This is a genomic window from Thermodesulfobacterium commune DSM 2178, from assembly GCF_000734015.1.
Lineage (GTDB): Bacteria > Desulfobacterota > Thermodesulfobacteria > Thermodesulfobacteriales > Thermodesulfobacteriaceae > Thermodesulfobacterium > Thermodesulfobacterium commune.
The window spans coordinates 828501-853330 of record NZ_CP008796.1; the positions used below are offsets into that span (position 1 = coordinate 828501).

Consider the following 24830-nt stretch of genomic DNA (forward strand, 5'->3'; position numbering starts at 1 on the left):
TTAAACTAACAACTTTTTATCAACCTGATTTTAAACGATTTTGTGTTGACACTTGAGTAGAGAATTTTAATAACAAACTATGTAAAAACTATTTTTTAGACCTTTTTGTTCTTGAGGTTTTAGAGGTTCTTACCTTTTCTTTACTTAGCTCGTAAAGCCTTTTAAGACCTTTGCGAACCTCTTTATGAAAACTTTCAGGCTTTTTTCCGGTAAGAAGCTCTATCACATCATCTATCGTTTCTACAGTATACACATGAAAAACACCTTTCTCTATATCTTCCAAAACTTCATCATCTAAAAGAAGATTATCAATATTTTTACGTGGCATAATAACCCCTTGATTTCCTGTAAAATTTTTTATTTTACAAACCCGATAAAATCCCTCTATCTTTTCTTTAATACCCCCTACAGGTTGAATATTACCAAACTGATCGATCGATCCGGTGAGAGCAAGGTTTTGTTTAATAGGAATTTTTGATACTGCTGAAAGGATAGCCATAAGTTCTGCGGCTGAAGCACTATCGCCTTCTACCGGTTCATAAGCCTGTTCAAAAGTAAGGGTGCAAGAAAACTGAAGAGGAAAGTTGGTGCTATAACGATGGTAAAAATATGAAGAAAGGATAAAAACACCCTTTGAGTGAATAGGTCCACTCATATCTATTTCTCTTTCTATGTTAACCACCCCTCGACTTCCAGGGAATACATTAGCGGTTATACGAGAAGGCCTACCAAAACTGTAATCTCCGAGCATATAAACGCTGAGTCCGTTTACCTGCCCAACCTTTTCACCCTCTACATCTATGATGATTTTTCCTTCTCTTATAAGCTCCCTTATCTTTTCCTCTATGATGTTAACCCTGTAAATTCGATCTCTAACAGCCTGTTTTATCTCTTTTTCTGTTATATATTGATTCGAAGAAAGAGTGTTTGCTTCTCTTAAAAGGTCGATTAAATTTTGTACGATTAAACTTATTTTCCTTTTATGTCCTGACTGATAAACCGCATACCTAAAGAGCTCGCTAAGACCTGAGCTATCAAGGTCTTTTAAACCTTCTTCTACTATTACCTTTTTTACAACCTTGGGAAATAAAGATACTAGCTCTTCATCTATAGAAACCACAGGTTCAAACTCTGCTTTAAGTTTAAAAAGTTGAGGAAACTCAGGGTCATACAACATAAGAAGTTGGTAAAGGTAGGGATCTCCTATCAAAAAGACTTTAGCAGAAAAAGGCACTGGCTCTGGCAAAATACCTACATGAGGTACAGGGATCTCCTCTATCATACCCCCCATAAGATGAAGTTCTTTATGAAGAAGTGTTCTCTTTAAAAGAAACCATACATAGGGATTCTTCAACACCTCCCAAAGATCAAGAACTACATACCCTCCGTTAGCCTTATGAAGAATACCAGCAGCTAAACTTAGATGATCAGCATAAAGTATTCCCATCTCTGCCTTATAATTTATTTGTCCAAAAAGCCCTTTCAAAGTAGGTATTCTTTCATAAACTACAGGTGCACCCTTGGTTTCAGAATTATCAACCAGTACGTTTACTCTAAAAATGTTTAACGCACGGTTGATGTTATTCTGAACAATGACGTTACCTTTTAATTTTTCCCAGTCTATAAATAGTTGAATATTTTTAACAAGTTCTTGTTTAAAACTTTTTAAATATCCCTGAAAACCCTCTACCTCAGAAAATTCTTCTTCTAAAGTTTTACACGCTTTATCCACCAAACTTTCAGCAATCTTTTGTCTTAACTTTAAAAGGTTTTCTCCTAAGATATTATCGAGCTCTCTTAGCTTCCGTAGGTAATCCCTAAATTTAGGTTCAAAGGCCTCAAGGTTTTTATGATACTCTTCTCTAAGCTGAGGATTATTTAAAAGCTCTTCTTGAGGAAGAGAAGTTTGTACCTTAAAAAGAGGCATTAACCTTACCCCTTCAGGACCAAAAAGAACCATCAAATTATAAGATTTAGCCTCCTCCACTAATTGGTTTATTACTTCCTCTTTCTTTCGGTCGATTTCCTTGGTGATTGCATTTAACTCTTCTTCGTACTCTTTACCTTCAAAAGCTTTTATAGTTTCATTTTTTAAGAATTCTAAGATGTTTTCTATATGCTCAGCCAATTTTTTTCCATAACCTGGAGGAAGGATCAAAACCTTCGGTTTATAAGGCTCTTGAAAATTATTTACATAACAGATGTCTTTAGGAGTAGGCTTAGAAGAAGCTATCTCTTTTAGTCTTTTTAATGTATATCTAGTCCTTCCTATACCATTAGGACCACAAACATAAACATTATAATCCTCTTTGTCGATGCTTAAAGCAAGGTCAAAGGTCTTTTCAACCCGTTTTTGTTTAAAATAACATTCCTCAACCTGAATATTCTCAGTGCCAAAAGAAAACTCTATTCCTATTTTTAGATCCCTTTCTTCAACCTTTCGCCAGCTCATAATCGAAATTTTAAAATAAAAAAAACAAAAGGCAAGCCTTTTTAGTATTTTCTAGTAAAACTTATTACGGAAAAGCGGAGGATTGACTTAAAAGATATAAAGTTTAAAATTTTTATTATAAGCAGCCATATAATACCTTGAGAAGGAGGAGGGTCATGAAAAACAAACTTATGCGTTATTTCAGTTTTTTTATGATTTTTTGTTTGATAGGATATTTGCTTACCGGATGTGTTCCTGAAACGAGTCAAAAAACTAAGGAAGGAGCTACCATAGGTGCTGTAGCTGGAGCAGTTTTAGGTGCTCTGATAGATAAAAATAATCGGTGGAGGGGAGCGGTTATAGGTGGAGTTATCGGTGGCATCATCGGAGGGACTGCTGGAAGTATCATGAATAAAGCAGCTACTGAAGCAGCCATTACAGGAAAACCAGTAGAGTACGTCAGTGAAGACCAGGTCCAAAAGGTTTATGCTACCCCTATAGGGAAAAAGGACAACTGCGAACAAGTAAAAGTACAATACTATGAATATGGAAAATTAGTAAAGGAAGAAATAAAAACCGTCTGCAATTAAACCATTCTATCTAAGCTTTCTATACAAGTAGAGATAGGGCCTGCTTTATCCTATGGCAGGCCTCTATTAATTTTTCTTCAGAGTTTGCAAAAGAAAGTCTTATAAACCGGTCGTCTCCAAAAGCTATCCCAGGAACAACAGCAACTCTTGCTTCATCTAATAGATATTCAGCTAAGTCTAAAGAACTAACGATTTCTTTTCCTTCTTTGGTTTTCTTTCCATAATAAGCTGAAACGTCAGCAAAAAGATAAAAAGCACCTTTAGGTTCGATAAACTTTATACCAGGAATTTTTTTCAATTCTTCAGAAAGTATCTTTGCTCTTTTAGCAAAAACACGGCACATTTTTTCTACCTCTTCTTGAGAAGAGGTAAGAGCGGTTTCACAGGCTTTCTGGGCAAAGCTGGTAGCATGAGAAGTACTCTGGCCCTGTATGTTAGCACAAATTTTTATTATCTCCTTTGGTCCAACAAGCCAACCTATCCTCCAACCAGTCATGGCATAGGTTTTAGAAACCCCGTTTACTATAAAAACTCTTTCTTTAAAATCTGGTGCCACAGATAATATGTTTTTAGGTGGCGCAAAGTCAAATCTTAGTTTATCATAAATGTCATCACTTAGTACCCAAATGTCTTTTCCTCTTAACAATTCTGCAAGGTCTTTTAAAAATCTATCAGAGTAAATACAGCCTGTAGGATTTGAAGGGCTGTTAAGAATAATACCTACGGTATTAGAATTAATAGCTGCCTCGATATCACTGATAGATGGCTCAAAATTATTAGCCATGTCAGAGGGGATAAACTTTGGAGTACCTCCAGCTAACTCCACCATTGCAGGATAAGAAACCCAGTAAGGAGAAAGGATTAAAACCTCGTCTCCTTTATCAACCAAAGCTAATAGCAAATTAAAGATAGCTTGTTTTGCTCCTGTAGTTACCAATACCTCTTCTGGTGTATATTCAAACCCATAGTCTGCTTTTATCCTTTCACATATAGCCTTCCTTAAACTTAAAAGTCCAGGAGTTGGGATATACTTAGTTAAACCCTCATCCAAGGCTTTCTTACAACTTTCTTTAATGTAAGAGGGAGTATCAAAATCTGGCTCCCCTGCAGAAAGATTAATCACGTCAATTCCTTGAGATTTCAAGGCTTTGGCCTTTGCATCTACCGCTAAAGTGGCAGAGGGTTTTAAATTTTTGGCTCTTTCAGAAAGTTTAAACATAACGCTCCTCCGTAAATCTCTTTAATTTTATTTAAAACTCTTATTCAAGCTTTCCAACTCCTGTAGCTTTAAATTCTACCACTACTTGAACTGGTCTGTCAACAGGTAAGGGAGAGGCGGTTTTCAAACATCTTTCCACGGCAGAATTAAACTCCCCAACTGAAGATTTTTTGATAAAAGCATAACTTACCAACCTTCCGTCAGACCCTATGTTTATCCTTACCATAGCTGCTAAGTCCTTCTGAGTTCTTAGATAGATAGGAATTTCAAAATGGTTTTGCAACTTCCTTTTTATCAAAAGCAGATATTCTTGACTTAAAGCTTGACCACCTGCTTTAAAACCGTAGGTTCCCTGACCTAAAGAGTACCCTGTACTTCCTCCATGACTGCCTTGCTGTTCTATCCTATAGTTTGCACTCACTCCTTCTTTAGCTTTCTTTTTTAGACTCGCAATTTTTTTGTTTAAAAGACCTAATTCTTCTGTTGTAGTTTCTACCTCTTTTTGTTTTGACTTTATGATCCTGGTTAATCTTTCTTCCAATAATTTCTCCTCTTTATTTTCTGTTATATCAAATTTTCCCTCCTTTTTAGATACTAAGTCCTTAGACAAAGTTCTGTCTTTTCCAAGCTCAGTTCTCTCCCAAGGTTCTGAATCTGGATGAACATTTAGATTTTTTGATGTTATAACATTAGAAACTAATTTTACTTTTAAAGTCTCAGTTGTTTTAGAAGTAAACTGAAGGTTAGAAAAAAGTAAAAACAAGAAGCAAAGGTTTAAAAACAAAGAAAAAATAAAATAAACTAAGTTGTATCGTATAAACATTGTATTGGTTAGTGTTCAGATTGCGTTAACAAACCCAGTTCTGAAAACCCAGCTTTTTTTAATTCAGAAAGCACCTTAGCTACTATGCCGTAAGGGCAATCTTTATCAGCTTCTATCTGAATTTCTTTGGCTAACTCTCTTTGTTTGGCTTCTTCAGCCCATCTGGACAAAACCTCTAAACTTATTTCTTGTCCATAAAGCTTGATCTTTCCTTCTTTGGTAATGGTAATCTTAATTGGCTGAACTTCCTTTTGGGCTATAGGAAAATCTTTGGTTTTAGGAAGTTCTACTTCAATTCCAGAGGTCATAAGAGGAGCTGTTATCATGAAGATGATAAGGATCACCAAAACCACATCAACCAAAGGAATGATGTTTATTTCTCCCTGAAGGTCTTTACCTATTTTCATCAGACTACAAAGGTATTACCATAAGTTTTCTTCAGAAAGAAGAACATCCCGAATGTAAATTATTCCCTTTTCTAAAAGTTTTTCTTCAGGAAGTTCAAGATCATCTTTAGAAAAATCTGCTACCTCACCCTTCTTTATCATCTCTTTTAATTCAGGCAAATTATAAGAAAACAAAAATATAAGTTCAAGTACATCAGCAGTTAAAGGAGTGTCTATAAATTTCTGTCTTTTTGACACCACTTCAGCCCAAAGGTCATTATAGTATAAATATTCTTCTAATCCTTGCTCTTTAATATATTCCACAACTTTGATAACCCTAGGTTCATAATGACCTTTGCAATGGGTTTCTCTGATGATTTTAAAGATTTCCTGTTTTTCTCCTTTTTGGTCTTTGCTGATGTATCTTGCTAAAGGATAGAGCCTGCAAGAAGCAGGCCTATCCCGATAAACCTTACAACCTTCCTTTTCATCTAAAAAGGGACAAGCCATCGAATAGGGGTCCATGTTAACAGAAATAACCGGAAGTTGGGTCACCTCACCGATGTAGGCCTCTCCAAACTTTTCTACAAACTCCTCAACTGAGAGGTTTAATGCTTTTCTTAATCTTAAGAAATCATAGGGAGTAAGCACAAGTTTCACATCATAACAACAGCGGTTAAAACATACAATCCCTTTATAACAGGCAAACTTTATCTGGTCTTCAAGGGTAAAATCCTTAGGGTCAAAAATAAACTGATGCATTATTCTGCTATTTCTCCTTCAGAAGAAAATTTAGGTTTTTTTGTTTCTACCAGCTTAAACCTATCTTTTAGCTTTTCAAGCACCTTAGGAAGGGTGGTATACTCCATCTCTTCAGGAGGAAGTCTGTGAGGTTCAAAAATTCCTTGACGTCTTAGTATATTTGCCATCTTGTTACATTCTTCTCTTGCATGATCAAAGGCAGGGTCATCAAACAAGTCAGATGGTCCGATCAAATACCCATCTGCTATCTGATAACCCGCTGCTATCACACGAGGAGGCCCGTCAAACCTGGTGGGTTTAGCATTTTTAAAAGCTACTGGCATAAGAGGCCCGGTATGAGACCCTCTCATCCATCCTTCTACCAGCCAAGGCCTTGCAAAAGGCTCTAAAATCTCACCTACGGCTGGAAAACCGCTCTGAGCTCTAACGATAAGCACTGGGTCGTCTTTTCCCACATACCTTCCTGCCATAAAAGAAAGTTTCTGAGTAGAAGCAGCGGCTGCTATCTCTCCGTCAGATTTTCTATAGACAGCCCTTACTACATATCTGCTGGTAGCACCTATAAAAACCAAAAGGTCATAAAGTTCTTCAGGTGTTTTTAGTTGGATACCCATACCGGTATAGGCATCCATCACGTCGAAAATAAAACCTTCATGCATAGAAGGGTCTATCACCAGCCCTGCAGTGTTCATAGGGTCAGCAAACATCTCATAAAGTGGTAAGTTCCAGGCACTGGGAGAGGTTTTGTCTGCAAAAAACACAATAACAGGTTCGCTTTTCCTTTCTACAAACTCCATCTCTGCTATCCCTGGTCCCATTCCCTTAACATTACCTGAAAAAGCCTCAGCCAAAAGGTCTTGTCCTGCACCATACATCTTTAATTTTTTAGCAACTTCTGTCCCTTCTTTAAAAGCATTCCATGCAAGTTCATGAACCTCTGAAGAATCAACCCCTTTAGTATGGGTCATGACTAAAGCTATATCATCTCCGCAAACCAAAACAGAAACATCTCTGATTATCCCTTTATCTTTTCCATCTTCAGCTACTTCTTTAACCTTGGCAAGCACATCTTTATGAACAGAAGAATGACCTACGAACCCTCCGATATCAGCTTTTATAACTGATAATGTAAGCTTCATAGCAGCCTCCTTTACAAATTTTAATTTTTACCGAAAATAAATAAAATAAGATTTGAATGAATTATAGCACATACTCATAAAAATGTAAACCAAAAATGGAAGACCAAAACCACGAAAAAACAGCAGTAGCCCTTAAATATGAGCCAGGAGATGAAGCTCCTAAGGTAGTAGCCAAAGGGAAGGGGTATCTTGCTGACCTTATACTCGAGATAGCTAAAAACCATAACATCCCGATTAAAAAAGACTCTAAATTAGTACAACAACTGTATAAGATCGAATTAGAAAAACCTATACCTCCAGAACTTTATCAAACAGTAGCTGCTGTATTAGCCTGGGCTTATAATTTAAATCAAAAATTAAAAGAGAAATTTATCAAAAATTTTTCAAAATAAAGACTTGTCAATTTTAAAAAATTCGTTATAACACTCTTTTAATTACAATCTCACGGAGGTTTTTTATGTTTAAGGTTCCTGAAGATAGACTATATACCGAAGGGCATCTCTGGGTGAAAAAAAAGAAGAAAAAATTGGTAAGAATAGGTATTACTGAATATTTTATTTTAAAAAATATGGAAATAATCGATATTGACCTTCCTGAAGAGGAAGAAGAATTTGAAAAAGATGAAATTTTTGGAAGTATCGAAACTATAGAGCAAGTTTTCGACCTTTTAATGCCTGTTTCTGGTAAGATAGTAAAGGTTAACGAAAAAGTTTTAGAAGACATAGAAATTCTTAATGAGGACCCTTTTGATGAAGGATGGCTTATCGAAATAGAGATGACCAACCCGGCTGAACTCGAAGAGCTTTTGCCTCCAGAGGATTACGAGCTTCGGCTTGAAGATTTAGAAGATGTTGGACCAGAAAAATTTTTGGAGGAAGAAGAATGATTGCCTGCGTTTTTCCTGGACAAGGATCTCAGTATATAGGAATGGGTAAAGAGTTTTACGAACATTTCGAATATATTAAAGACCTCTTTATCAAAAGCGAGGAAGTCACCGGTCTTCCTGTAAGAAAATTATGTTTTGAAGGACCTATGGAGGAGCTTACCCAAACAGAAAAACTTCAGGTGTGTCTTACGGTGGTTAACATAGCTTGTTTTAATGTGCTTTTAAATGAGGTTTTAGGTGGAAATAAAAGTCTGATTTCTTTTGTAGCCGGGCATAGTCTGGGTGAATACAGCGCACTTTTTGCAGCTGAAGTTTTATCCCTGGAAGAGGTTCTTTCAGCGGTCAAACTAAGAGGTAAGGTTATGCAAGAAGCTGCTGAGAAAAATCCTTCTGGGATGTATGCCATCATCGGAATTAACAGAGACGAGTTAGAAAAAACTATTCAACAGGTCAACGGGTTGATAGTCATTGCCAATTTTAACTCTCCTAAGCAGTTGGTGGTAAGTGGAGAAGTTTCTGCTTTAGAAGAATTAGCGAAAAAAGTCAAAGAATTAGGGGCTAAGGCTGTTAAACTTAAGGTAAATGCTGGTTTTCATAGTCCTTTCATGAAAGAAGCCGAGGATAAACTTGCCTCTTATTTAGAATCTTTTTCCTGGAAAAATCCCAGAATACCTGTAGTAACTAATGTTTCTGGTAGAGCTGAAATCGAAGGGAAAAAACTTAAAGAACTTATGAAATCCCAGATTACTTCTTCTGTTAAATGGACAGACTGTGTTCAGTTTATGTTTCAGCAAGGAGTAAAAACTTTTATAGAAGTAGGTCCTAAAAAGGTTTTGTGTGGCCTTATAACTCAAACTTTAGAAAACCAGACTTTTAACTGTTTTAATCTGGAAAATTTAGAAACGTTACAAGCTTTAAAATTGGGTTTACAAAATACTTAATTGAATTATATTAAAACCCTTATATGAAGATAAGGGACGAGTACACAAGTAAATCTTAATTAGGAGGTACGGAGATTTTTAAGATAAAGATAGACGAAAACAGATGTAAAGCCTGTGGTTTGTGTATACATTTTTGTCCTAAACAAGTATTAGCCTTTTCTGAAAAAAGAAATCTTCAGGGTTATAAAATTGTTTATGCTAAAAACCCTGAAGCCTGTACTATGTGTGGTATTTGTTATCTTGTATGTCCAGATATAGTGTTTACAAAAGAGGATGAAAATGAAAAAGGATAAAAAAATCTTAGCTAAGGGTGTTGAAGCTATTGTATTTGGAGCTTTAGAAGCGGAATGTAAATGTTATTTTGGATATCCGATAACCCCTCAAAACGACATCCCAGAGCTTATGTCAAGAGAGCTACCTAAAAGAGGTGGGGTGTTTTTACAGGCTGAAAGTGAGCTTGCAGCCATCAACATGGTGCTTGGTGCCTGTGCTACTGGGGCTAGAGCAATGACCAGTTCTTCAAGCCCTGGTATTTCCCTTATGTGTGAATCTTTTTCTTATTTAGCGGCTCTTGAGCTTCCAGCGGTAGTTGTAAACGTAATGAGAGGTGGACCTGGTTTAGGAGGAATTGAAACCTCTCAGGGAGACTACTTTCAAGCAACTAAAGGTTCTGGGCATGGTGATTTTAGATTTTTGGTGTTAGCTCCTTCTAACGCTCAAGAAGCTTATGAACTTACTGCCAAAGCTTTTGAACTTGCAGAAAAATATAGAAACCCTGTGATGATTCTTTCAGATGCTATTTTAGGTCAGATGAAAGAACCTCTTGTTTTAAAAAAGTTAAAAATAAAAAAGTACCCACCAGAGACTTGGGCTTTGACCGGAGCTAAAGGCAGAAATAGCAGATTTTTTAGAAGTCTTTTTTTAGATGCTGAAGAACTTAGACAACATAACTTAAAGCTGATGAAGAAATACCAAACCATGCAAAAAGAAATAAGATATGAGGCAAAAGTTGAAGAAGATACTGAGGTCTTAGTCGTTGCCTTTGGTTCTATGGCAAGATTGGCTAATGAGGCTATCGAGGATCTTAGGAATAAAGGTTATCAAGTAGGATATTTTAGGCCTATTACTTTATATCCTTTCCCCTATAAAACTCTGAAAGAAATAGTAACTAAGGCCAAAAAACCTCTTAAAATTTTAGTGCCTGAACAAAACTGTGGGCAGATGTTTGAGGATGTGAAACTGGCGGTAGAAGGAAAAGCAGAGGTAATTTCTTTACCTTATCCTCCGAGCGTAGTTCCTTTTCCAGAAGACCTTAAAAAGGAGATTAAAAAATGTCTAAACCCTTCCAAGTCCCGAAAAGTTTAAAGAAAACACCTTTTCATTATTGTCCTGGTTGTCAACATGGCGTAGCTCATAGATTAGTATGTGAGGTAATAGATGAATTAGGTATCCAAGATAAAAGTCTTGCTATTTCTTCTATTGGATGTTCTGTTTTTCTTTATTTTTATATAGATGTAGACATGACAGAAGCCCCTCATGGAAGAGCCTGTGCTGCAGCTACAGGAGCCAAAAGAGCAAGGCCAGATTTAGTGGTGTTTACCTATCAGGGAGACGGAGATTTTGCTGCTATAGGTTTTAATGAAAGTTTTCAAGCAGCAGCAAGAGGAGAAAAAATCACCTCTATTATGATTAACAACACTATCTACGGAATGACCGGAGGTCAAGCTTCTCCTACCACCCTCCCTGGACAAAAAACAACCACCACGCCAGCAGGAAGGGATCCAGAAACCTTTGGGTACCCTCCTAAGATAGCTGAGATTTTGGCTACCCTTGAAGGAGTTGCCTATTCAGCCAGAGTAGCCCTAAACTCTCCTAAAAGGATTGTAGAAGCTAAAAGAGCGATCAAAAATGCCTTTTTAGCTCAAATAAACAATTTAGGATTTGGGTTTGTAGAAATTCTTTCTACTTGTCCTATCAACTGGAAGATGGACCCTGTATCTGCGGTTAAAGCTGTAGATAAAGTTATCGAATATTTTCCTTTAGGAATATTTAAAGATAAAGTAACTCCCTTTTTAAAAAATCAAAAATAAGGAGAGAAGACCTTGAGGTTAGAACTTATCATAGCAGGTTTTGGAGGACAGGGAGTTCTTTTTACAGGAAATTTAATCGCTCAAGCCTCTATGCTTGCCGATTATCACGTAACCTACTTACCGGTTTATGGTCCTGAAATGAGGGGAGGCACATGTAATTGTACTGTAATTATCTCAGACAATCCTATTGCCTCTCCTTTAGTTCTTAATCCTTCATTTTTGATCATACTCAATCTTCCCTCTTTTCTTAAGTTTATCCCAAGACTCAAAAATAAAGGTAGAGCTATCATTAATTCAGACTTAGTAAAACCTGAAGAAATTGACAACATAGAAGCCTTACAAAAAAAATATAAACTCTACTTTGTGCCAGTAAACTCTTTGGCTGAAAGTTTAGGTAAACCGATGTTAGCTAACATCTGTGCTTTAGGGGCTTTTTATAGGATTTCTAAAATTTTTTCAAAACAAAATTTTGAAGAAGCTTTAAAATATATGCTTGGAGAAAGTAAAGCTCATCTTATCGAGCCCAACTTAAAAGCCTTTGAGCTTGGTTCAAAATATATAGAGGAACACTACAAGATTAGATGAAGGCTGTTATCCAACGGGTTAAAGAAGCTTCTGTTTCTGTAGACGGAAAAATTATCTCTCAAATCAACCAAGGACTCTTAGTATTAGCCTGTGTAGAAAAAGGGGATGATGAAAAAATTGTTGACTGGATGGCAGATAAAATCGTCAATCTAAGGATTTTCCCAGACCCTGAAGGTAAGTTTAATCTCAGTTTAAAAAACATAAACGGTGAGGTATTATTGGTTTCAAATTTTACCATATGCGGACAACTTAAAAAAGGTACACGACCTTCTTTTCACTTAGCAGAAGACCCAGCCCAAGCTGAAGCTATCCTAAAGAGTTTAGCTGAAAAAATCAAACAAAAAGGAATAAATGTAAAGGAGGGGGTATTTAAAGCCTACATGGACATTGCCTTAATCAACGATGGCCCTGTTACCATAATTTTAGAAAAATCTAACCAAAAACCTTAACCTTTATTTTAACCTTTATCTATTTTCAAGCTACATTTAGTTGTGTCTAACTCTGCAGGATAAATTGTCATTTTTCTACCAAAACTTTAACTTCACCTTCTTTATTTATTATGTTTATTCCTACATCGTTTCCGTAATTTTTAAGATATAAATCTACTTTTCCTCTTTTTATCTCAAAATTTTTTATCCACATTTCTTCTATAAAATCTGGAAGTAAGGGATGCTTAAAGCGAATTTCGTTTCCTTCTATTGTAAGTCCTAAACAACCTTGAAGAATTAAAAACACGGCTCCTGTAGACCAAGCTTGTGGATAACAAGCTACAGGGTAATAAGTAGGGCCTTCGTTAACTCTTCTCTCAAGTCCACAAAAAAGTTCAGGAAGCCTATGAAGTTTAAAAAAAATACTTGCTTCAAAAAGAGCGTTTAAAATTCTTAAAGCTTCTTGTTTAAATCCATACAAACATAGACCAAAAGCTATGATAGCATTATCATGAGGCCATACAGAACCATTATGATAGGAAAGAGGATTATATCTTTTCTCAAAAGAAGAAATCGTTCTTATACCCCATCCTGAAAAAAAATGTTTTTCAAAAAATAAAGAAGCAAGAATTCGAGCTTTGCTCATAGAAATAGCCTTAGTAAAAAGTAAATGACCTGCATTACTTGATCTAACTCTACAGGGTCTTTTATCTCCATCAAGAGCTAATACAAAACAATTTATTTCATCATCCCAAAATTTTTCCTCGATCAATTCTCTTAACCTTTCTGCTTCTTTTGCCCATTTTACTGCCAATTTTTCTTTTCCTAAAACTTTTGCAAGTTTTGATGCTTCTCTTTTGGCTTTATATACATATCCTTGAACCTCAACTAAAGCAATAGGTGGTTTTGCCAATTTACCATCTTCATAGAACACACTATCTTCCGAATCTTTCCATCCTTTATTGATTAAACCTTTTTCGGAAGGTACATACTCTACCAGTCCATCTTTATCTATATCTCCATACTTATCTATCCATGTTATTGCCATTTGAATATTTTTCCAGATATTTTTTATAAACTCTATATCGCCTGTTCTTTCGAAATACTTACTTGCTAAAATTACAAAAAGAGGAGTAGCATCTACACTTCCATAATACAAAGCATAAGGAATTTCTTTAGTTGCAGCCATTTCCCCTTTTCTTATCTCATGCACAATTTTCCCAGGTTCTGCATCTTGCTCCCTATTAATCTTTTTCGCTTGATAATGAGCTAAAAAAGATAAAGTCCCTTTAGCTAAAGAAGGATTTATCCATAAACATTCTAAAGCAGTAATTATCCCATCTCTTCCAAAAACGGTATTAAACCATGGTATTCCAGCATATGGATAAGGTCCATATGGGGTTGTTGTTGTAAGCATTACTATATCTGCAAAAGACCTTCGTAGCCATCGATTAAATAGCTCATTTGAAGTATAAATCTTACAACTCTTATTCTCCCACTCTCTAAATTTTTTAGTTATATAATAAAGAGCTTTGTTATACGAAATCAGTTCAGAGTCTTCATTTTCTATTAAACATCTAATATACAAGTTTAAAACAACTTTTTCTTTTCCTCCTAAATTAAATAGATATACAGCTTTATTGGAAATAATTTGTTGAGGTAGAGGATCAAAGATTATATCAGTTGTTCTTAAAATATTATCAAGACCTCTATAAACAAACTTAATGCCATTTTTAATAGTCTTAAGTGGAAAGATCTTACCTCTTTGTCTTCTTTTCATTCCGCGAACTTCAAATACATCAGCAAAATCACTGTTAAAGTAAAAACTAATCTCTATTTTAACAGGGTCAAAAAAATAGTTTTTTATCCATATTTTTTCATAACAACAATTTTGATACAAAAATTTATTTCTTAAAATATGTACTGTTCCCTCTGGGATTATAACTTCTTCATTTCTTATAATTTTAGGATTAGTTAAATCTACTGTAAAAAGAGAATTATCTTCTTTAACAGCTGAACTTAAAAGAATAGGAAGTTGATCAAAAAGATAAAACTTATGACATGAAAGAAACCTTGTCCCTTGATAGTAAATACCTTCTTCAAAATTTCTTTCAACATCAATGTTTCCATAGGCGTCAAATATGGCAAAACTTTCTTCATGTTTAAGTGTATGAGTCTCTACTTCAAGCTTTCCTTTCATTATTCTTTCTTCCAGTTATCGTTTTATAAACACAACTTTATAAACACAACTTGGTTAAATTAAACTGCTCTTTTATAAACCTCTTTTAGAATTACTCGTTGATAAACATTTAAATATTCTTCCGCCATTCTTCTTGCAGTAAATCTTTCTTCGAAACTTTTTCTACAATCTTCTCTATTTAAGTTTTTAACTTCCTCTAAAAAATTCACTGCTTCTTCTATGGTTTCAACTATAAACCCTGTTTTTCCGTGTTCTATAATTTCTGGAACTGAACCACATCTCCATGCTACTACAGGAGTTCCGCAAGCTAAAGCTTCAATCATGACTAAACCAAAGGGCTCAGGCCAGTCTATAGGAAATACTAAAGCATAAGCATTACCTAAAAACTCGTTTTTCTCTTTTTCTCCTATTTCTCCAATAAATTCAACCCATGGACTTTTTAACATAGGTTTTATTACTTCTTTAAAATAAGTTTCATCAGCCTTATCAACTTTGGCAGCAATCATTAATTTCATACCAAACTTTTCTGCAATCTCAATAGCTCGATCAGGTCTTTTCTCAGGAGAAATTCTCCCTAAAAAGGCTAAATAAGTACCATGTTGGGGTTTAAATTTATAAAGATCCTCTGGCAATCCATGATAGACATTGGCTACCCAATTTAACCATGGCAAAGGCTTTCTTTGTGAATAAGAAATAGAAATAAAAGGAGCATTTTTAAAAATCTTAAAAAACGGAACATATTCTGAAAGATTAAGTCTTCCATGTAGAGTATTAACAAAAGGAAGATTATACCTTGTAGCTAAAGGAAGATGTAAATATTCTGTATGAAAATGAATAACATCAAAAAATTTTGCTCTTTTTAAAACTTCTTCTATCATGTAAAGATGCCAGATTAACGGATCTTTACAGGTTTTATCAAATCTTAAAGAGTTTGGACAGATAGGAATTAACTTTGCTTTAGTTTTTGAATCTCCACTTGCGAAAAGAATCACTTCATGTCCCATTTTTACAAGCTCTTCGGTTAAGTAAGAAACAACCCTTTCTGTTCCCCCGTATAACTTTGGGGGAACACTCTCATATAGAGGAGCTACTTGAGCAATACGCATTTTTTCCTCCCTTATCTAGGAATTGAGCTTTTTAGGATTTTTTTAAGATTAAAAATAATTACTCAAATTCTAAAAACAAGAGTGAATCCTTTTAAAATTTAAAGTTTAAAATTCTTGAGATTATTAAACAATAATCCCTTAAATGGCGAATGATTAAAAACCTATGTTTTACTCTTTCTTTACCATAGTATCCCATTTCTTTTCTAAAATATTCATTAGCAAGAAGTTGTTTTATTCGCATTGCTAATCCTTCTACACTGTTTATTAAATATCCAGTGATACCGTGTATTATTTGTCTTTTTATCCCACCCACATTAGATCCAATAACTGGTTTTTCTTTCCACATTGCTTCTGAAACCACAAGCCCAAAACCCTCTTTTAAAGATTTTTGAACAACAACTGTTGCTCCTCTTTGAAAGGCATTTACTTCTCTATAACTATCAGGTGGGAGATTTAAAACAAACACCTCTTTATCATCTGAAGTAAGGTTTAAAAGTTCCTTATACACTTCCTCTCCTTCTGGATCATCTTCTGCGAAAGAACCTACAAGAGCAAGCTGACAATCGTATTTTTTTCTTACGATTCTAAAAGCTGATAATACTCCAAAGGGATCTTTTAATCTGTCAAAACGAGAAACCTGAAGAATAAAAGGTTTTTCTGGATCTATCCCAAATTTGGTTAAAGTTTGAAAAATTTCTTCTTGAGACAATTCTATGTTTTTGGGATGTAGAGGGTCTATCGAAGGAGAAATTATATAAGTAGGAATTTCTATCCTTTCATAAACAAATTCAGGCATATGAAAAATACAAACATCATAAGCGTTTAAAAAATTTTCAAGAAAGTTCCAAGCATTGGGATCAGGACTCGAAGTATCTATGTGACATCTCCAGATCCATTTTTGCCCTGGCAATTTTTTAATCACAAGACCCATAGGTTGAGGATCATGAATGAAAACTACATCATAGTTTTCTGTGTCTATTTCTTTAAAATTTTCATAAGTGATTTTTAAATAATAAACAATCTCTTCACTCCTGATTTTTTCACCATATCCTAAGTGAAGTAGGTTGTGAAGTTTTTTGGTAAAAGAAAAAAACTTTTTGTCTCCCTTAAACACCTTCCAGTCTGTTTTAACTCCAAGTGCATTCATAAGAGGAACCATTCTGTGTAAAATTTCAGCAACACCACCACCTTTATAAGTAGAGTTAACATGAAGCACTTTTACCCCATTCAGTTTCTTACTTAAAATAAACAACTCTTCGATCGTTTCTTCGCTTACAAAGGGTATGTATTCCTCAATCATTCTTTTTCTTCCAAAATTTTTATTATATTATTTTTTATCTCATACAGGTTCATAACATAAACATCTAATTTGTTTATTTTTTCTGCTTTTTTTACTTCCCCTAAATTGGTGAGCCAGGCGGAATAATCATTTATAAGGGTTTTGTTTTCTATTCTTGAAGTCACAAGATGATAAAAAACCGAATTTATGCTTGATTTTTTAATCCCCTCTAAAAACTCATCTAAGTTATTAGCAACATCTACACCCTCTATGATTTCTCTTTCAGCTTTAATAAAATAAAAAGCTTCTTGTCCACTTTTATCTTCAGTTGGGTTGTAATTTTCTTCAAGAGTTTGAACAAGAACATTCCTCAGTTCTTCTAAATCGCAGTATTCTAAGGGATCAATTACAGAGAGTTTTTCTGCAAGTAAAAGATGACCGTTTTTGTATAACCCGTAGGAAAAGCTGTTGTTATAAAAAGTGGGTAAATTGTGATAGTTAAAAATGTTTATATACAAGTGGTAAAAGATAGAAAATTTATCAACTGTTTTAAGTGCCTCTATAAACTCCTTTATAGAATAAACCTTTATTCCTGTATACTGAGGAATCCAAAACTCAGATTTAAAAAAAAAAGGCTTATTCACTGGTTACCAAAGCATTTAATAATTTTCTTACTTTTAAATAAGATTCTACACTGTATTTAGCAAAAGACTTTCCAATTCCTACTTTTATGGTGATAGCATTTTCAGGAAGATCTCTAAATAAATCTTCATCTGTGGTATCATCTCCTACTGCAAAAATAAAATCGTAGTTTTTTTCCTTTAAAAATATGTTAGCAGCTATTCCCTTGTTTATTCCTGCAGGTCTTATTTCAATCACTTTGTTCCCTATTATTAAATTAAGATTTAAATTACTTGTTACCATCAAAAGTTCGTCAATTAGTTCTGCTACTCTTAAACTTGCTAATTCTTGATCTGCATTTCTGTAATGAAAAACTATAGAAAATTCTTTCTCTGGGAGTAGAATATAAATTGTGTCTTTTAATAAAATATTTTAGAGGCATAATAAAAATTTTTAATATTTTTTAAATTAATGATAACATAAAACCTAAAAGACTAAACTAACCAGGAGGTCTGTAAAATGGAAAACTTAGACTTAGATTTAGAAAAAGTTTTAAGTGAAATCTCAAAAATTGAATCAAAAGAGGGTATCAAAATGGCTGCTGCACTCCTCTTAAACGCTCTCATGAAAAAAGAAAGAGAAATATTCCTTAGAGATAGTATTGATAATAAAGCTAATGGTTACTATGAAAGACAACTTGCCTGTTTCTTAGGTAACCTTGGTATCTCTGTCCCAAGAGATAGAAAATCTGAATTCAGACCTGCTATTCTTCCTCCTGAATGGCAAAAAGCTGATGAATCCTTCCAGGACTTTATCCTTAACCTCGTTCTCCAAAGCTACTCCCCCAATAAAATCAAAGCCCTCTTGCAATCTATGAAACTCCCCTACTCCCCAGAACAAATAGAAGAAATTAAAGAAGAATTGTATAACCAAGCCAAAGAATTAAAAACCAAAGAATTGCCAGAAAATTTGTTTGCTATGTTTATAGACGCTTATCATACTCAGATAAAAGATACCGAAGCCAACAGAATCAGAAAAGCAGTTATTTATAATATCATCGGGATAGATATGGAGGGAAGAAAAAATTTACTTTCTTATTACATTTATTTTGGTTCAGAGACGAAGGAGGACTGGCTCCAGATACTTAATGATTTGATAAAGAGGGGAGTTAAGAGGGTTATGGTAATAGTGAGTGATGATTTTCCTGGCCTTACTCAAGCCATAAAAGCCCTCTTTCCTGAGACAGATCATCAGCTTTGTTTTGTACACATGCAAAGGAACATCAACAGGAACATGTCTAAGCAGGATGCTAAAAAATTTTATGAGGAGTTAAGCATTATAAAGAGGATAGAGGAGTATGAGAGGGCCTTAAATAGATTTGAGGAATTATGTAAGAGTTATGAGAAGAAGTATCCAGCTTATATAAAGGGACTTTTGAAAAAGAAGGAGCATTATTTTGTTTATAAGAAATATCCTGAGGGGGTGAGGAGGTATATATACACGACGAATGTGGTTGAGAATATAAATAGCAGGATAGAGCTGATAAGGGTAAATACAGGGGGATATTTTCAATCAATCAAGACAGCAGAGGTTGCGATATACATAACAGTAAGTCGGATTCAGAAAACGAGATGGCAAAAACCACTTCCTTTAATTAAGTCTGCTTTATACGAATTGAGGCAAATGTTTGTAAAGAGATTTTATAAGGAGACACAATTCTCTTGACAAGTGTCCTTTCTCTTCAATAAAAGATCTTGGTAATCGATCTACATAAGTTTCCAGAATGTTTTTAATCTTTTCTTTGAATTCTCTTACGAATTCTTGAGGAAAATGTAAAAGCGTTTCCCAGTCCTTGTTATATTTTTTTATAAACATTCCATGTTCAGAAATAAAGTTAATCTTTATTCCGTCAAACCAGTTTACTAAATCTTCTTTTTTTCTTCCAGAGATAATTACTACATCAGTATTAGGAATATTAGAAAGTGCTTTTAAAAGATTTTTTAACTCCTCATCTGGGGAAGCTAAATAAGGTTTACTTACCAAAGGAACTAAGGTTCCATCATAGTCCAAGAAAAGTATTCGAGAAGACGCTTTTTCGAAAGATTTTTTAATTTGTTTTATTACTTCGGTAGTTAATAACTTGGTTTTTAAAGCTATTTTTCTTTCTTTTAGGTCTGTTAAAGTACAGAAAAAGTCTTTTCCCCACTTCACTATGTCGTACCTTTTTAACCTTTCTTGCATTATTCTAATTCTTTCTCTTTGTTCTTCTTCTGAAATTTCAAGAGCGTTTTCTATGGCATAAGAAAGTTCACTGATAGAATTTGGATTTACGATAAAGGCTTCCCCCAACTCCTTTGCAGATCCTGCAAATTCTGAAAGAATTAGAACACCTCTTTGGTCTTTTCTTGAAGCTATAAACTCTTTAGCAATAAGGTTCATACCATCCTTTAAAGGCGTAACAAGTATTACATCAACTGCTAAGTAATGAGTAACAAGTTCCTCAAAGTTAAGAAATCTATAGTAATACAAAACCGGAATCCAATCTATCTTGCCAAATTTTCCGTTTATCTCACTTACTTTTTCTTCTAATTGTTTTTTCATTCTTTGATAATGTTCTACCCCCTCTCTTGAGGGAACAACAACCATAATCAAAACAACTTTTTCATGAAGATCTGGTCTTCTTTTTAAAAGTTCCTCATAAGCCAAAAGACGATTATAGATTCCTTTAGTATAATCAAGCCTATCCACTGAAAATACTATCTTCTGATTTTTAAATCGTTTTTTGATTTTGTTAACTAATTTTTTAATTTTTACTTTCTCGCAGGCATTATGGAATAAATCAAAATCGATTCCCATAGGAAAGGTATCTACCTTAATAACCCTTTCCTGATACATAATCTCTCCCATCTTATGATCTATACCCAACGTACGAGAAAGGGTTCTTAAAAAATTAGCAGTGTACTCGTAAATATGAAAGCCTATCAAATCACAACCCAAAAGACCTTCTAAGAATTCTTTTTTCCATGGAAGCTGCATAAAAATCTCTGGAGGAGGAAAGGGAATATGTAAGAAAAAGCCTATTAAGGTATTAGGTGCTTCCTTTTTTAACATTTGAGGTAGAAGCATAAGATGGTAATCGTGTATCCATACTACTGAATCTTCAGTAACGTGTTTTAGAGTTTCTTCACAAAATATTTCATTTACAACGATATAATTTTTCCAATAACTTTCATCATATACCGCATAACTGGGAAGACTGTGAAATAGAGGCCAAAGTATTTTGTTACAAAAACCATTGTAAAATTTTTCTAACAATTTATGAGAAATAAAAACAGGATAGCAATTAAGTTTTTTAGCCTTAGTTTTTACTAACTCAAAATTTTTTTATTCAAATTGGCTCCTGGCCATCCAATCCATACATAATTTTTAATCCCAGATTTTTTTAAAAAAGTCTCAATCCCAGAAACTAAACCCCCAGGACTTTTAGAAAGACTTAAGTCAGATTTTACAGAAAAAGGCAAACGATTAGATACTATTATCAATTTTTCAAACTTTCCAAAAATATCTGGTTTTTTTCTAAAAATATCCATAGAAATGTTTGTCAAAAAATCAAAAATTTGATTTGAAAACTTAAAAGAACAAATTTTTAATATCTAATTATTAACATAAAAAAAACTTTTAGTCAAGTTTAAAAAGATGGTAGTGTTTCATTAATTGTGTCTAAATCTTAGGGGTAAAGGGCTCCCCCCTCCTGGTAAAAATGATAGAGTTAAACTCAAAATTTAAGAACGAGGAAAAGCCTATGAAAGACTTAAAAGATATGTATAATTTCATTGAAAATGAAGTTAAAAAAGTAGTAAAGGAAACCATAGAAGTCCTGGCTTTAGAAGAACTTTAGATTTACCTTGATGAACATCCGGAAACTAAAGGAAATGGGTTTTATACCAGAAGTCTTATAACAAAGTTTGGTGCTTTGGATAATCTTAAAGTACCCAGAGTCAGAGAAGGAGATTTTAAACCGAAAATCCTTCTGCTATTACTCTCCTGCAAGCATTAGTCGACTTATAGAGGTAACGGCTCAAGAGATAGATGGAGGGATCAAGAGGTTGAAGAGGAGTATTTTGCTTTGGATGTAGATGCTACGTTTTTAAGTGTAAGGAGAGGGGTGTTAATAAGGAGCCGGTATACGTGGTTGTTGGGCTTACGTGTGAGGGGAGGAGAGAGATATTGGGTTTTTGGCTTTTTGGTTCTGAGGAGAGAGTGCGATTAATTGGAGGGAGGTATTGGTAGAGCTTTAAGGTAGGGGGCTAAAGAGGGTAGAGTTAGTAATAGGAGACGGATTGAGGGGGCTAAAGGAGGTAGTGAAATTAGAATTTCCTGGAGCAAGATTTCAGGTTTGTGTACTGCATGCTGTGAGAGATAGTTTAAGGATAAGGAGGAATAAGGAAAGAGATAGGATAGCAGAGGGCTTAAAAGGTATTTACAAGGCGGTGAGTAGGAAGGAAGCGAGGCAGGGGTTGATGAAGTTTAAGAAGAGATGGGGTAGAATATATCCTGAGTTAGTAAAGAAGTGGGAGGAGAATTTTAATGAGCTTACGACGTTTATGAAATATCCGGAGGGGGTTAGGAGGTTTATTTATACTACAAATCAATTAGAGAGGCTAATGAAGGGATATTTTGATGAGGGCTAAGGTGATAGAGGTATTTTCAGGGGTGGATTCAGTTTACAAGGTGGTATATATAGGATTAATAAAAGTCAAAATTAACAAAAATTAAACGCGCCCGGCAGGACTCGAACCTGCAGCCTTTGGATTCGTAGTCCAATGCTCTATCCGATTGAGCTACGGGCGCATACATCTTAAAATATAACAGTTTTTTAGTTTAATGCAACCTAATTTTATACACATTTCATCCTTCTAAAAACCTTTTAAACTCCTCGAAAAACTTTCCCGCCCTTTCCTTAAAAAAGTAATCAGTAATACTTTCAGTATAAGCACTTTCTTCAGGATTTACCTCTATTATTTTAGCACCTGATCTCTTAGCTTCGTAAGGTAAATAAGCGGCAGGATAAACTACCCCTGAAGTCCCAATGACGATAAGGACTTTACACCTTTTTACCAACTCAAAAGCTTGAGTTAAAGCCTCTTCTGGAAGTGGTTCCCCAAAAAATACGATCTCAGGTTTTAAGGCTTTACCACATTTCTCACATTTAGGATAAGGAAACATATTTACGAATTCCTCGAAAAACTTATATCTTTTTCCACAATCAAGACATGTTAAACTTTCTCCGGTTCCATGAAGCTCTATTACTTTTTTATTTCCAGCCTTTTGGTGGAGGTTATCTATGTTTTGAGTAATCACTGCCTCAAGATAGCCTTTATTTTCAAGGTCTGCCAGAACTAAATGGGCAGGATTGGGGGTTGCCTCTTTAAAACATTGGTAAATCTCTCTTAGCATCATCCATACTTTTTCAGGATTTCTTAAAAAAGTCCCTATGTAAGCATATTCTTCAGGATTATACTTAGTCCAGAGACCTTTGGCTCCTCTAAAAGGGGGTATCCCACTTTCTACCGAGATCCCAGCTCCGGTAAAAGCTACTATCCCACCTTGTTTTATCAGCTCTACAACTTCTTTTACAAGTTCTTCTTTTCTATTCATAACCTTTACCCCTTTAAGGCTTATTAAATAAAGGCTTAGGGATTATGATACATCCGTCTATACCTTTTAATTCTAAAGCCAGCCCTGTTTTTTGTAAAATTCCTGTTAATAAACAGGATATGCTATCAAGTTCGTCTTGCGTATAAGGTCTATTTTCTATAAAAACCCCTAAGCTATATAAAAACTTTTTAAAAAAGTCTAAAATAGCCTTTTTGTCCTTTCTTTTTACATGATAAACATCATAAAACGCTCCGGGAAAGACCTCGTAAACCTCGATATCCTTAGCTATTAAGAAATCTCTTAGTTTCATACCTCGTTCAGTAAGTTTTCTCATACCTCCAAGGGTAATGGGAAAAAATTTAATCTTCAACTCTCGAAGTTTCAGATCGCATTCTCTAAAATGATACTCATTTCGTTGTTCTATATCACACCTACCATAAGGCAAACTTAAAGGGGCATCTATATAAACATATTTAAACTTTACCGCTTTTTCAAGAAGTAGCTCATCTTCATAAACCAATTGGGTGAGCAAAACCTTATCCTTAATGTAGGCTAACCCTGTAGGCTTTTTAGGAGAACCTGCAAGGTCTATTCCTAAAAAATCTTCTAACTCTATCTTTGGTAACTTTATTTCGTTAAGCATTTCTGGATATCCTTTATGGTTCTAATTAAAACTCTCTTTAACCTTAAAACCTACCTCTATCCCCTTAACCCTCTCTATCCCTTGACATTTGTAAATTTTTATTTAATTTATTTTTCTAAATAAAATTTGCAAGTTTTAGGAGGGGAAGATTTATGTCAAATGTTTTTAGGACTTTTTTGTTCTTAGCTATTCTTACTGTTCTTTTTATCTTTGTAGGTAAACTGATAGGTGGAAAAACAGGGATGACCATAGCCCTTATCATGGCTGGTTTGATGAACTTTATTGCCTACTTTTTTTCTGATAAAATTGTTTTGGCTACAAGTGGTGCTATTCCTGTAGAAAAACACGAAGATCCTGAGCTTCATGCTATGGTAGAGGAGGTAGCAAGAAGAGCTGGGATTCCTAAACCTAAGGTTTATGTTATTCCTGTAGAAACTCCTAATGCGTTTGCTACTGGGAGAAATCCAGAAAATGGAGTAGTTGCGGTAACTGCAGGAATTAGAAAACTTCTTACTCCTGAAGAACTTAAAGGTGTGATAGCTCATGAAATAGCTCATATCAAAAACCGAGACATTTTGATTTCAACGATTGCAGCTGTGTTGGTTGGTGCTATCACCTATTTAGCTAACATAGCCCAGTGGGGGATGATGTTTGGTGGTTTTAGCAGAGATGAAGAAGAAAACAATAATCCTCTTGCCATAGTAGCTACTTTAGTAGCTATTATCGTTATTCCTATAGCCGCTACTCTTATTCAATTAGCCATAAGTAGAAGTAGAGAATTTTTAGCAGACGAAACAGGTGCTAAAATCATCAAAAATCCTTTAGCCTTAGCTCGTGCTTTAGAAAAGCTTGAAAATTGGAACAGAGCCTATCCTATGGACATAAATCCTGCCAAGGCTCAAATGTTTATAGTAAACCCTCTTTCAGGAAAAACCCTTTTTAAGCTTCTTTCTACCCACCCACCTATAGAAGAAAGGGTAGCAAGGCTTATTCAACTTGCCAAAGAAATAAGATAAGAATATCCTGTAAACATAGGAGTTTCT

Annotated in this window: 27 protein-coding genes, 1 tRNA gene and 1 pseudogene; 13 read left to right on the forward strand and 16 right to left on the reverse strand. The window is 34.7% G+C overall.

From position 1 onward, the window contains the following. Positions 1 to 88 precede the first annotated feature (88 nt). Entirely contained in the window at positions 89 to 2452 is a 2364-nt protein-coding gene (locus tag HL41_RS04135; protein ID WP_038060979.1) for a Lon protease family protein, read from the reverse strand. Between the two features lie 155 nt (positions 2453 to 2607). On the opposite strand from HL41_RS04135, the gene HL41_RS04140 reads away from it, so the two are divergent. Next, positions 2608 to 3021, forward strand: a complete 414-nt coding sequence (locus tag HL41_RS04140; RefSeq protein WP_200870723.1) for a YMGG-like glycine zipper-containing protein — start codon at positions 2608 to 2610, stop codon at positions 3019 to 3021. Positions 3022 to 3040: 19 nt separating this feature from the next. Here the strand turns inward: HL41_RS04140 and HL41_RS04145 are convergent, their stop codons facing one another. Genes HL41_RS04145 through fbp form a run of 5 tightly spaced genes read right to left on the reverse strand, consistent with a single transcriptional unit; the run spans position 3041 to position 7350 of the window. Continuing rightward, complete coding sequence (locus HL41_RS04145) at positions 3041 to 4240, reverse strand: pyridoxal phosphate-dependent aminotransferase (RefSeq protein ID WP_038060982.1); 1200 nt, start codon at positions 4238 to 4240, stop codon at positions 3041 to 3043. Positions 4241 to 4280: 40 nt separating this feature from the next. Then, positions 4281 to 5063, reverse strand: coding sequence for a cell envelope integrity protein TolA (locus HL41_RS04150; RefSeq protein WP_038060985.1), 783 nt, complete (start codon positions 5061 to 5063; stop codon positions 4281 to 4283). 8 nt (positions 5064 to 5071) lie between these two features. Further along, a complete protein-coding gene (locus HL41_RS04155; RefSeq protein ID WP_038060988.1) occupies positions 5072 to 5470 on the reverse strand; it encodes an ExbD/TolR family protein in 399 nt (132 codons plus the stop codon). A gap of 15 nt (positions 5471 to 5485) precedes the next feature. Continuing rightward, the gene (locus HL41_RS04160; protein WP_038060990.1) at positions 5486 to 6211 is read right to left on the reverse strand and encodes a YkgJ family cysteine cluster protein; all 726 of its coding nucleotides are present in this window, start codon (positions 6209 to 6211) and stop codon (positions 5486 to 5488) included. After that, positions 6211 to 7350 (reverse strand): fructose-1,6-bisphosphate aldolase/phosphatase, encoded by a 1140-nt coding sequence (fbp, locus tag HL41_RS04165; RefSeq protein WP_038060992.1) that lies wholly within the window; start codon positions 7348 to 7350, stop codon positions 6211 to 6213. Before fbp ends, HL41_RS04160 begins: the two co-directional genes overlap by 1 nt. Before the next feature lie 95 nt (positions 7351 to 7445). Between fbp and HL41_RS04170 the strand changes: the two genes are divergently transcribed. The 8 genes from HL41_RS04170 to dtd all read left to right on the forward strand — a co-directional run bounded on the left by HL41_RS04170 (position 7446) and on the right by dtd (position 12301). Continuing rightward, positions 7446 to 7742 carry an EscU/YscU/HrcU family type III secretion system export apparatus switch protein gene (locus tag HL41_RS04170; protein ID WP_038060994.1) on the forward strand — a complete coding sequence of 99 codons (297 nt, stop codon included), beginning with the start codon at positions 7446 to 7448 and terminating at the stop codon, positions 7740 to 7742. Positions 7743 to 7807: 65 nt separating this feature from the next. After that, on the forward strand, positions 7808 to 8236 hold the full coding sequence (locus HL41_RS04175; RefSeq protein ID WP_038060996.1) for a glycine cleavage system protein H: 429 nt from the start codon (positions 7808 to 7810) through the stop codon (positions 8234 to 8236). Further along, positions 8233 to 9177, forward strand: a complete 945-nt coding sequence (gene fabD, locus HL41_RS04180; protein ID WP_038060998.1) for an ACP S-malonyltransferase — start codon at positions 8233 to 8235, stop codon at positions 9175 to 9177. Before HL41_RS04175 ends, fabD begins: the two co-directional genes overlap by 4 nt. Before the next feature lie 89 nt (positions 9178 to 9266). Then, positions 9267 to 9470 carry a 4Fe-4S binding protein gene (locus HL41_RS04185; protein ID WP_235181322.1) on the forward strand — a complete coding sequence of 68 codons (204 nt, stop codon included), beginning with the start codon at positions 9267 to 9269 and terminating at the stop codon, positions 9468 to 9470. Then, a complete protein-coding gene (vorB, locus tag HL41_RS04190) occupies positions 9457 to 10542 on the forward strand; it encodes a 3-methyl-2-oxobutanoate dehydrogenase subunit VorB (RefSeq protein WP_022854940.1) in 1086 nt (361 codons plus the stop codon). The genes HL41_RS04185 and vorB overlap by 14 nt, the downstream gene beginning before the upstream one ends. Continuing rightward, positions 10509 to 11267 (forward strand): thiamine pyrophosphate-dependent enzyme, encoded by a 759-nt coding sequence (locus HL41_RS04195; protein WP_022854941.1) that lies wholly within the window; start codon positions 10509 to 10511, stop codon positions 11265 to 11267. The genes vorB and HL41_RS04195 overlap by 34 nt, the downstream gene beginning before the upstream one ends. A 12-nt stretch (positions 11268 to 11279) precedes the next feature. Next, on the forward strand, positions 11280 to 11852 hold the full coding sequence (locus HL41_RS04200; protein ID WP_038061001.1) for a 2-oxoacid:acceptor oxidoreductase family protein: 573 nt from the start codon (positions 11280 to 11282) through the stop codon (positions 11850 to 11852). Then, entirely contained in the window at positions 11849 to 12301 is a 453-nt protein-coding gene (dtd, locus tag HL41_RS04205) for a D-aminoacyl-tRNA deacylase (RefSeq protein WP_038061004.1), read from the forward strand. The genes HL41_RS04200 and dtd overlap by 4 nt, the downstream gene beginning before the upstream one ends. Before the next feature lie 67 nt (positions 12302 to 12368). Here the strand turns inward: dtd and HL41_RS04210 are convergent, their stop codons facing one another. From HL41_RS04210 to otsB, 5 genes are all read right to left on the reverse strand, one after another. Next, complete coding sequence (locus tag HL41_RS04210; protein WP_038061007.1) at positions 12369 to 14480, reverse strand: amylo-alpha-1,6-glucosidase; 2112 nt, start codon at positions 14478 to 14480, stop codon at positions 12369 to 12371. A gap of 59 nt (positions 14481 to 14539) precedes the next feature. Then, a complete protein-coding gene (locus HL41_RS04215) occupies positions 14540 to 15586 on the reverse strand; it encodes a glycosyltransferase family 4 protein (RefSeq protein ID WP_038061011.1) in 1047 nt (348 codons plus the stop codon). A 91-nt stretch (positions 15587 to 15677) separates the two neighbouring features. After that, the gene (locus HL41_RS04220; RefSeq protein WP_038061014.1) at positions 15678 to 16886 is read right to left on the reverse strand and encodes a glycosyltransferase; all 1209 of its coding nucleotides are present in this window, start codon (positions 16884 to 16886) and stop codon (positions 15678 to 15680) included. Beyond that, positions 16883 to 17509 carry a DUF5752 family protein gene (locus tag HL41_RS04225; protein ID WP_038061016.1) on the reverse strand — a complete coding sequence of 209 codons (627 nt, stop codon included), beginning with the start codon at positions 17507 to 17509 and terminating at the stop codon, positions 16883 to 16885. Before HL41_RS04225 ends, HL41_RS04220 begins: the two co-directional genes overlap by 4 nt. Continuing rightward, a complete protein-coding gene (gene otsB, locus HL41_RS04230) occupies positions 17502 to 17915 on the reverse strand; it encodes a trehalose-phosphatase (RefSeq protein ID WP_081856472.1) in 414 nt (137 codons plus the stop codon). The genes HL41_RS04225 and otsB overlap by 8 nt, the downstream gene beginning before the upstream one ends. Before the next feature lie 90 nt (positions 17916 to 18005). On the opposite strand from otsB, the gene HL41_RS04235 reads away from it, so the two are divergent. Continuing rightward, on the forward strand, positions 18006 to 19211 hold the full coding sequence (locus HL41_RS04235; protein WP_038549575.1) for an IS256 family transposase: 1206 nt from the start codon (positions 18006 to 18008) through the stop codon (positions 19209 to 19211). Here the strand turns inward: HL41_RS04235 and HL41_RS04240 are convergent. Beyond that, on the reverse strand, positions 19152 to 20801 hold the full coding sequence (locus tag HL41_RS04240; RefSeq protein WP_235181318.1) for a bifunctional alpha,alpha-trehalose-phosphate synthase (UDP-forming)/trehalose-phosphatase: 1650 nt from the start codon (positions 20799 to 20801) through the stop codon (positions 19152 to 19154). The two genes, HL41_RS04235 and HL41_RS04240, sit on opposite strands and share 60 nt — an antisense overlap. A gap of 53 nt (positions 20802 to 20854) precedes the next feature. Beyond that, the gene (locus tag HL41_RS09040; RefSeq protein ID WP_051754493.1) at positions 20855 to 21076 is read right to left on the reverse strand and encodes a hypothetical protein; all 222 of its coding nucleotides are present in this window, start codon (positions 21074 to 21076) and stop codon (positions 20855 to 20857) included. 365 nt (positions 21077 to 21441) lie between these two features. Between HL41_RS09040 and HL41_RS09960 the strand changes: the two genes are divergently transcribed. Next, positions 21442 to 21543: a hypothetical protein gene (locus HL41_RS09960; RefSeq protein WP_407701836.1), complete on the forward strand. Its 102-nt coding sequence runs from the start codon at positions 21442 to 21444 to the stop codon at positions 21541 to 21543. A gap of 253 nt (positions 21544 to 21796) precedes the next feature. Continuing rightward, a pseudogene (locus HL41_RS04245) lies at positions 21797 to 22177 on the forward strand (transposase); the annotation flags it as partial. An 86-nt stretch (positions 22178 to 22263) separates the two neighbouring features. On the opposite strand, the gene HL41_RS04250 reads toward HL41_RS04245, so the two are convergent. From HL41_RS04250 to HL41_RS04260, 3 genes are all read right to left on the reverse strand, one after another. After that, a tRNA-Arg gene (locus HL41_RS04250) sits at positions 22264 to 22337 on the reverse strand. A 57-nt stretch (positions 22338 to 22394) separates the two neighbouring features. Continuing rightward, complete coding sequence (locus tag HL41_RS04255) at positions 22395 to 23144, reverse strand: SIR2 family NAD-dependent protein deacylase (protein WP_038061649.1); 750 nt, start codon at positions 23142 to 23144, stop codon at positions 22395 to 22397. A gap of 13 nt (positions 23145 to 23157) precedes the next feature. Then, complete coding sequence (locus HL41_RS04260) at positions 23158 to 23787, reverse strand: DUF429 domain-containing protein (RefSeq protein WP_051754494.1); 630 nt, start codon at positions 23785 to 23787, stop codon at positions 23158 to 23160. Between the two features lie 152 nt (positions 23788 to 23939). Between HL41_RS04260 and HL41_RS04265 the strand changes: the two genes are divergently transcribed. Next, positions 23940 to 24803, forward strand: a complete 864-nt coding sequence (locus HL41_RS04265) for a zinc metalloprotease HtpX (protein WP_028841331.1) — start codon at positions 23940 to 23942, stop codon at positions 24801 to 24803. The last annotated feature ends 27 nt before the right edge of the window (positions 24804 to 24830 follow it).

Excerpts from the sequence above, each read along its gene's own strand:
- HL41_RS04140 (WP_200870723.1), top strand. The coding sequence starts at position 2,608 with ATGAAAAACAAACTTATGCGTTATTTCAGTTTTTTTATGATTTTTTGT.
- HL41_RS04260 (WP_051754494.1), bottom strand. The coding sequence starts at position 23,787 with ATGCTTAACGAAATAAAGTTACCAAAGATAGAGTTAGAAGATTTTTTA.
- HL41_RS04160 (WP_038060990.1), bottom strand. The coding sequence starts at position 6,211 with ATGCATCAGTTTATTTTTGACCCTAAGGATTTTACCCTTGAAGACCAG.
- HL41_RS04195 (WP_022854941.1), top strand. The coding sequence starts at position 10,509 with ATGTCTAAACCCTTCCAAGTCCCGAAAAGTTTAAAGAAAACACCTTTT.
- HL41_RS04155 (WP_038060988.1), bottom strand. The coding sequence starts at position 5,470 with ATGAAAATAGGTAAAGACCTTCAGGGAGAAATAAACATCATTCCTTTG.
- dtd (WP_038061004.1), top strand. The coding sequence starts at position 11,849 with ATGAAGGCTGTTATCCAACGGGTTAAAGAAGCTTCTGTTTCTGTAGAC.
- vorB (WP_022854940.1), top strand. The coding sequence starts at position 9,457 with ATGAAAAAGGATAAAAAAATCTTAGCTAAGGGTGTTGAAGCTATTGTA.
- fabD (WP_038060998.1), top strand. The coding sequence starts at position 8,233 with ATGATTGCCTGCGTTTTTCCTGGACAAGGATCTCAGTATATAGGAATG.
- HL41_RS04210 (WP_038061007.1), bottom strand. The coding sequence starts at position 14,480 with ATGAAAGGAAAGCTTGAAGTAGAGACTCATACACTTAAACATGAAGAA.
- HL41_RS04215 (WP_038061011.1), bottom strand. The coding sequence starts at position 15,586 with ATGCGTATTGCTCAAGTAGCTCCTCTATATGAGAGTGTTCCCCCAAAG.
- HL41_RS04145 (WP_038060982.1), bottom strand. The coding sequence starts at position 4,240 with ATGTTTAAACTTTCTGAAAGAGCCAAAAATTTAAAACCCTCTGCCACT.
- HL41_RS04135 (WP_038060979.1), bottom strand. The coding sequence starts at position 2,452 with ATGAGCTGGCGAAAGGTTGAAGAAAGGGATCTAAAAATAGGAATAGAG.
- HL41_RS04175 (WP_038060996.1), top strand. The coding sequence starts at position 7,808 with ATGTTTAAGGTTCCTGAAGATAGACTATATACCGAAGGGCATCTCTGG.
- HL41_RS09040 (WP_051754493.1), bottom strand. The coding sequence starts at position 21,076 with ATGGATATTTTTAGAAAAAAACCAGATATTTTTGGAAAGTTTGAAAAA.
- HL41_RS04265 (WP_028841331.1), top strand. The coding sequence starts at position 23,940 with ATGTCAAATGTTTTTAGGACTTTTTTGTTCTTAGCTATTCTTACTGTT.
- HL41_RS04150 (WP_038060985.1), bottom strand. The coding sequence starts at position 5,063 with ATGTTTATACGATACAACTTAGTTTATTTTATTTTTTCTTTGTTTTTA.
- HL41_RS04220 (WP_038061014.1), bottom strand. The coding sequence starts at position 16,886 with ATGATTGAGGAATACATACCCTTTGTAAGCGAAGAAACGATCGAAGAG.
- fbp (WP_038060992.1), bottom strand. The coding sequence starts at position 7,350 with ATGAAGCTTACATTATCAGTTATAAAAGCTGATATCGGAGGGTTCGTA.
- HL41_RS04170 (WP_038060994.1), top strand. The coding sequence starts at position 7,446 with ATGGAAGACCAAAACCACGAAAAAACAGCAGTAGCCCTTAAATATGAG.
- HL41_RS04255 (WP_038061649.1), bottom strand. The coding sequence starts at position 23,144 with ATGAATAGAAAAGAAGAACTTGTAAAAGAAGTTGTAGAGCTGATAAAA.
- HL41_RS04235 (WP_038549575.1), top strand. The coding sequence starts at position 18,006 with ATGGAAAACTTAGACTTAGATTTAGAAAAAGTTTTAAGTGAAATCTCA.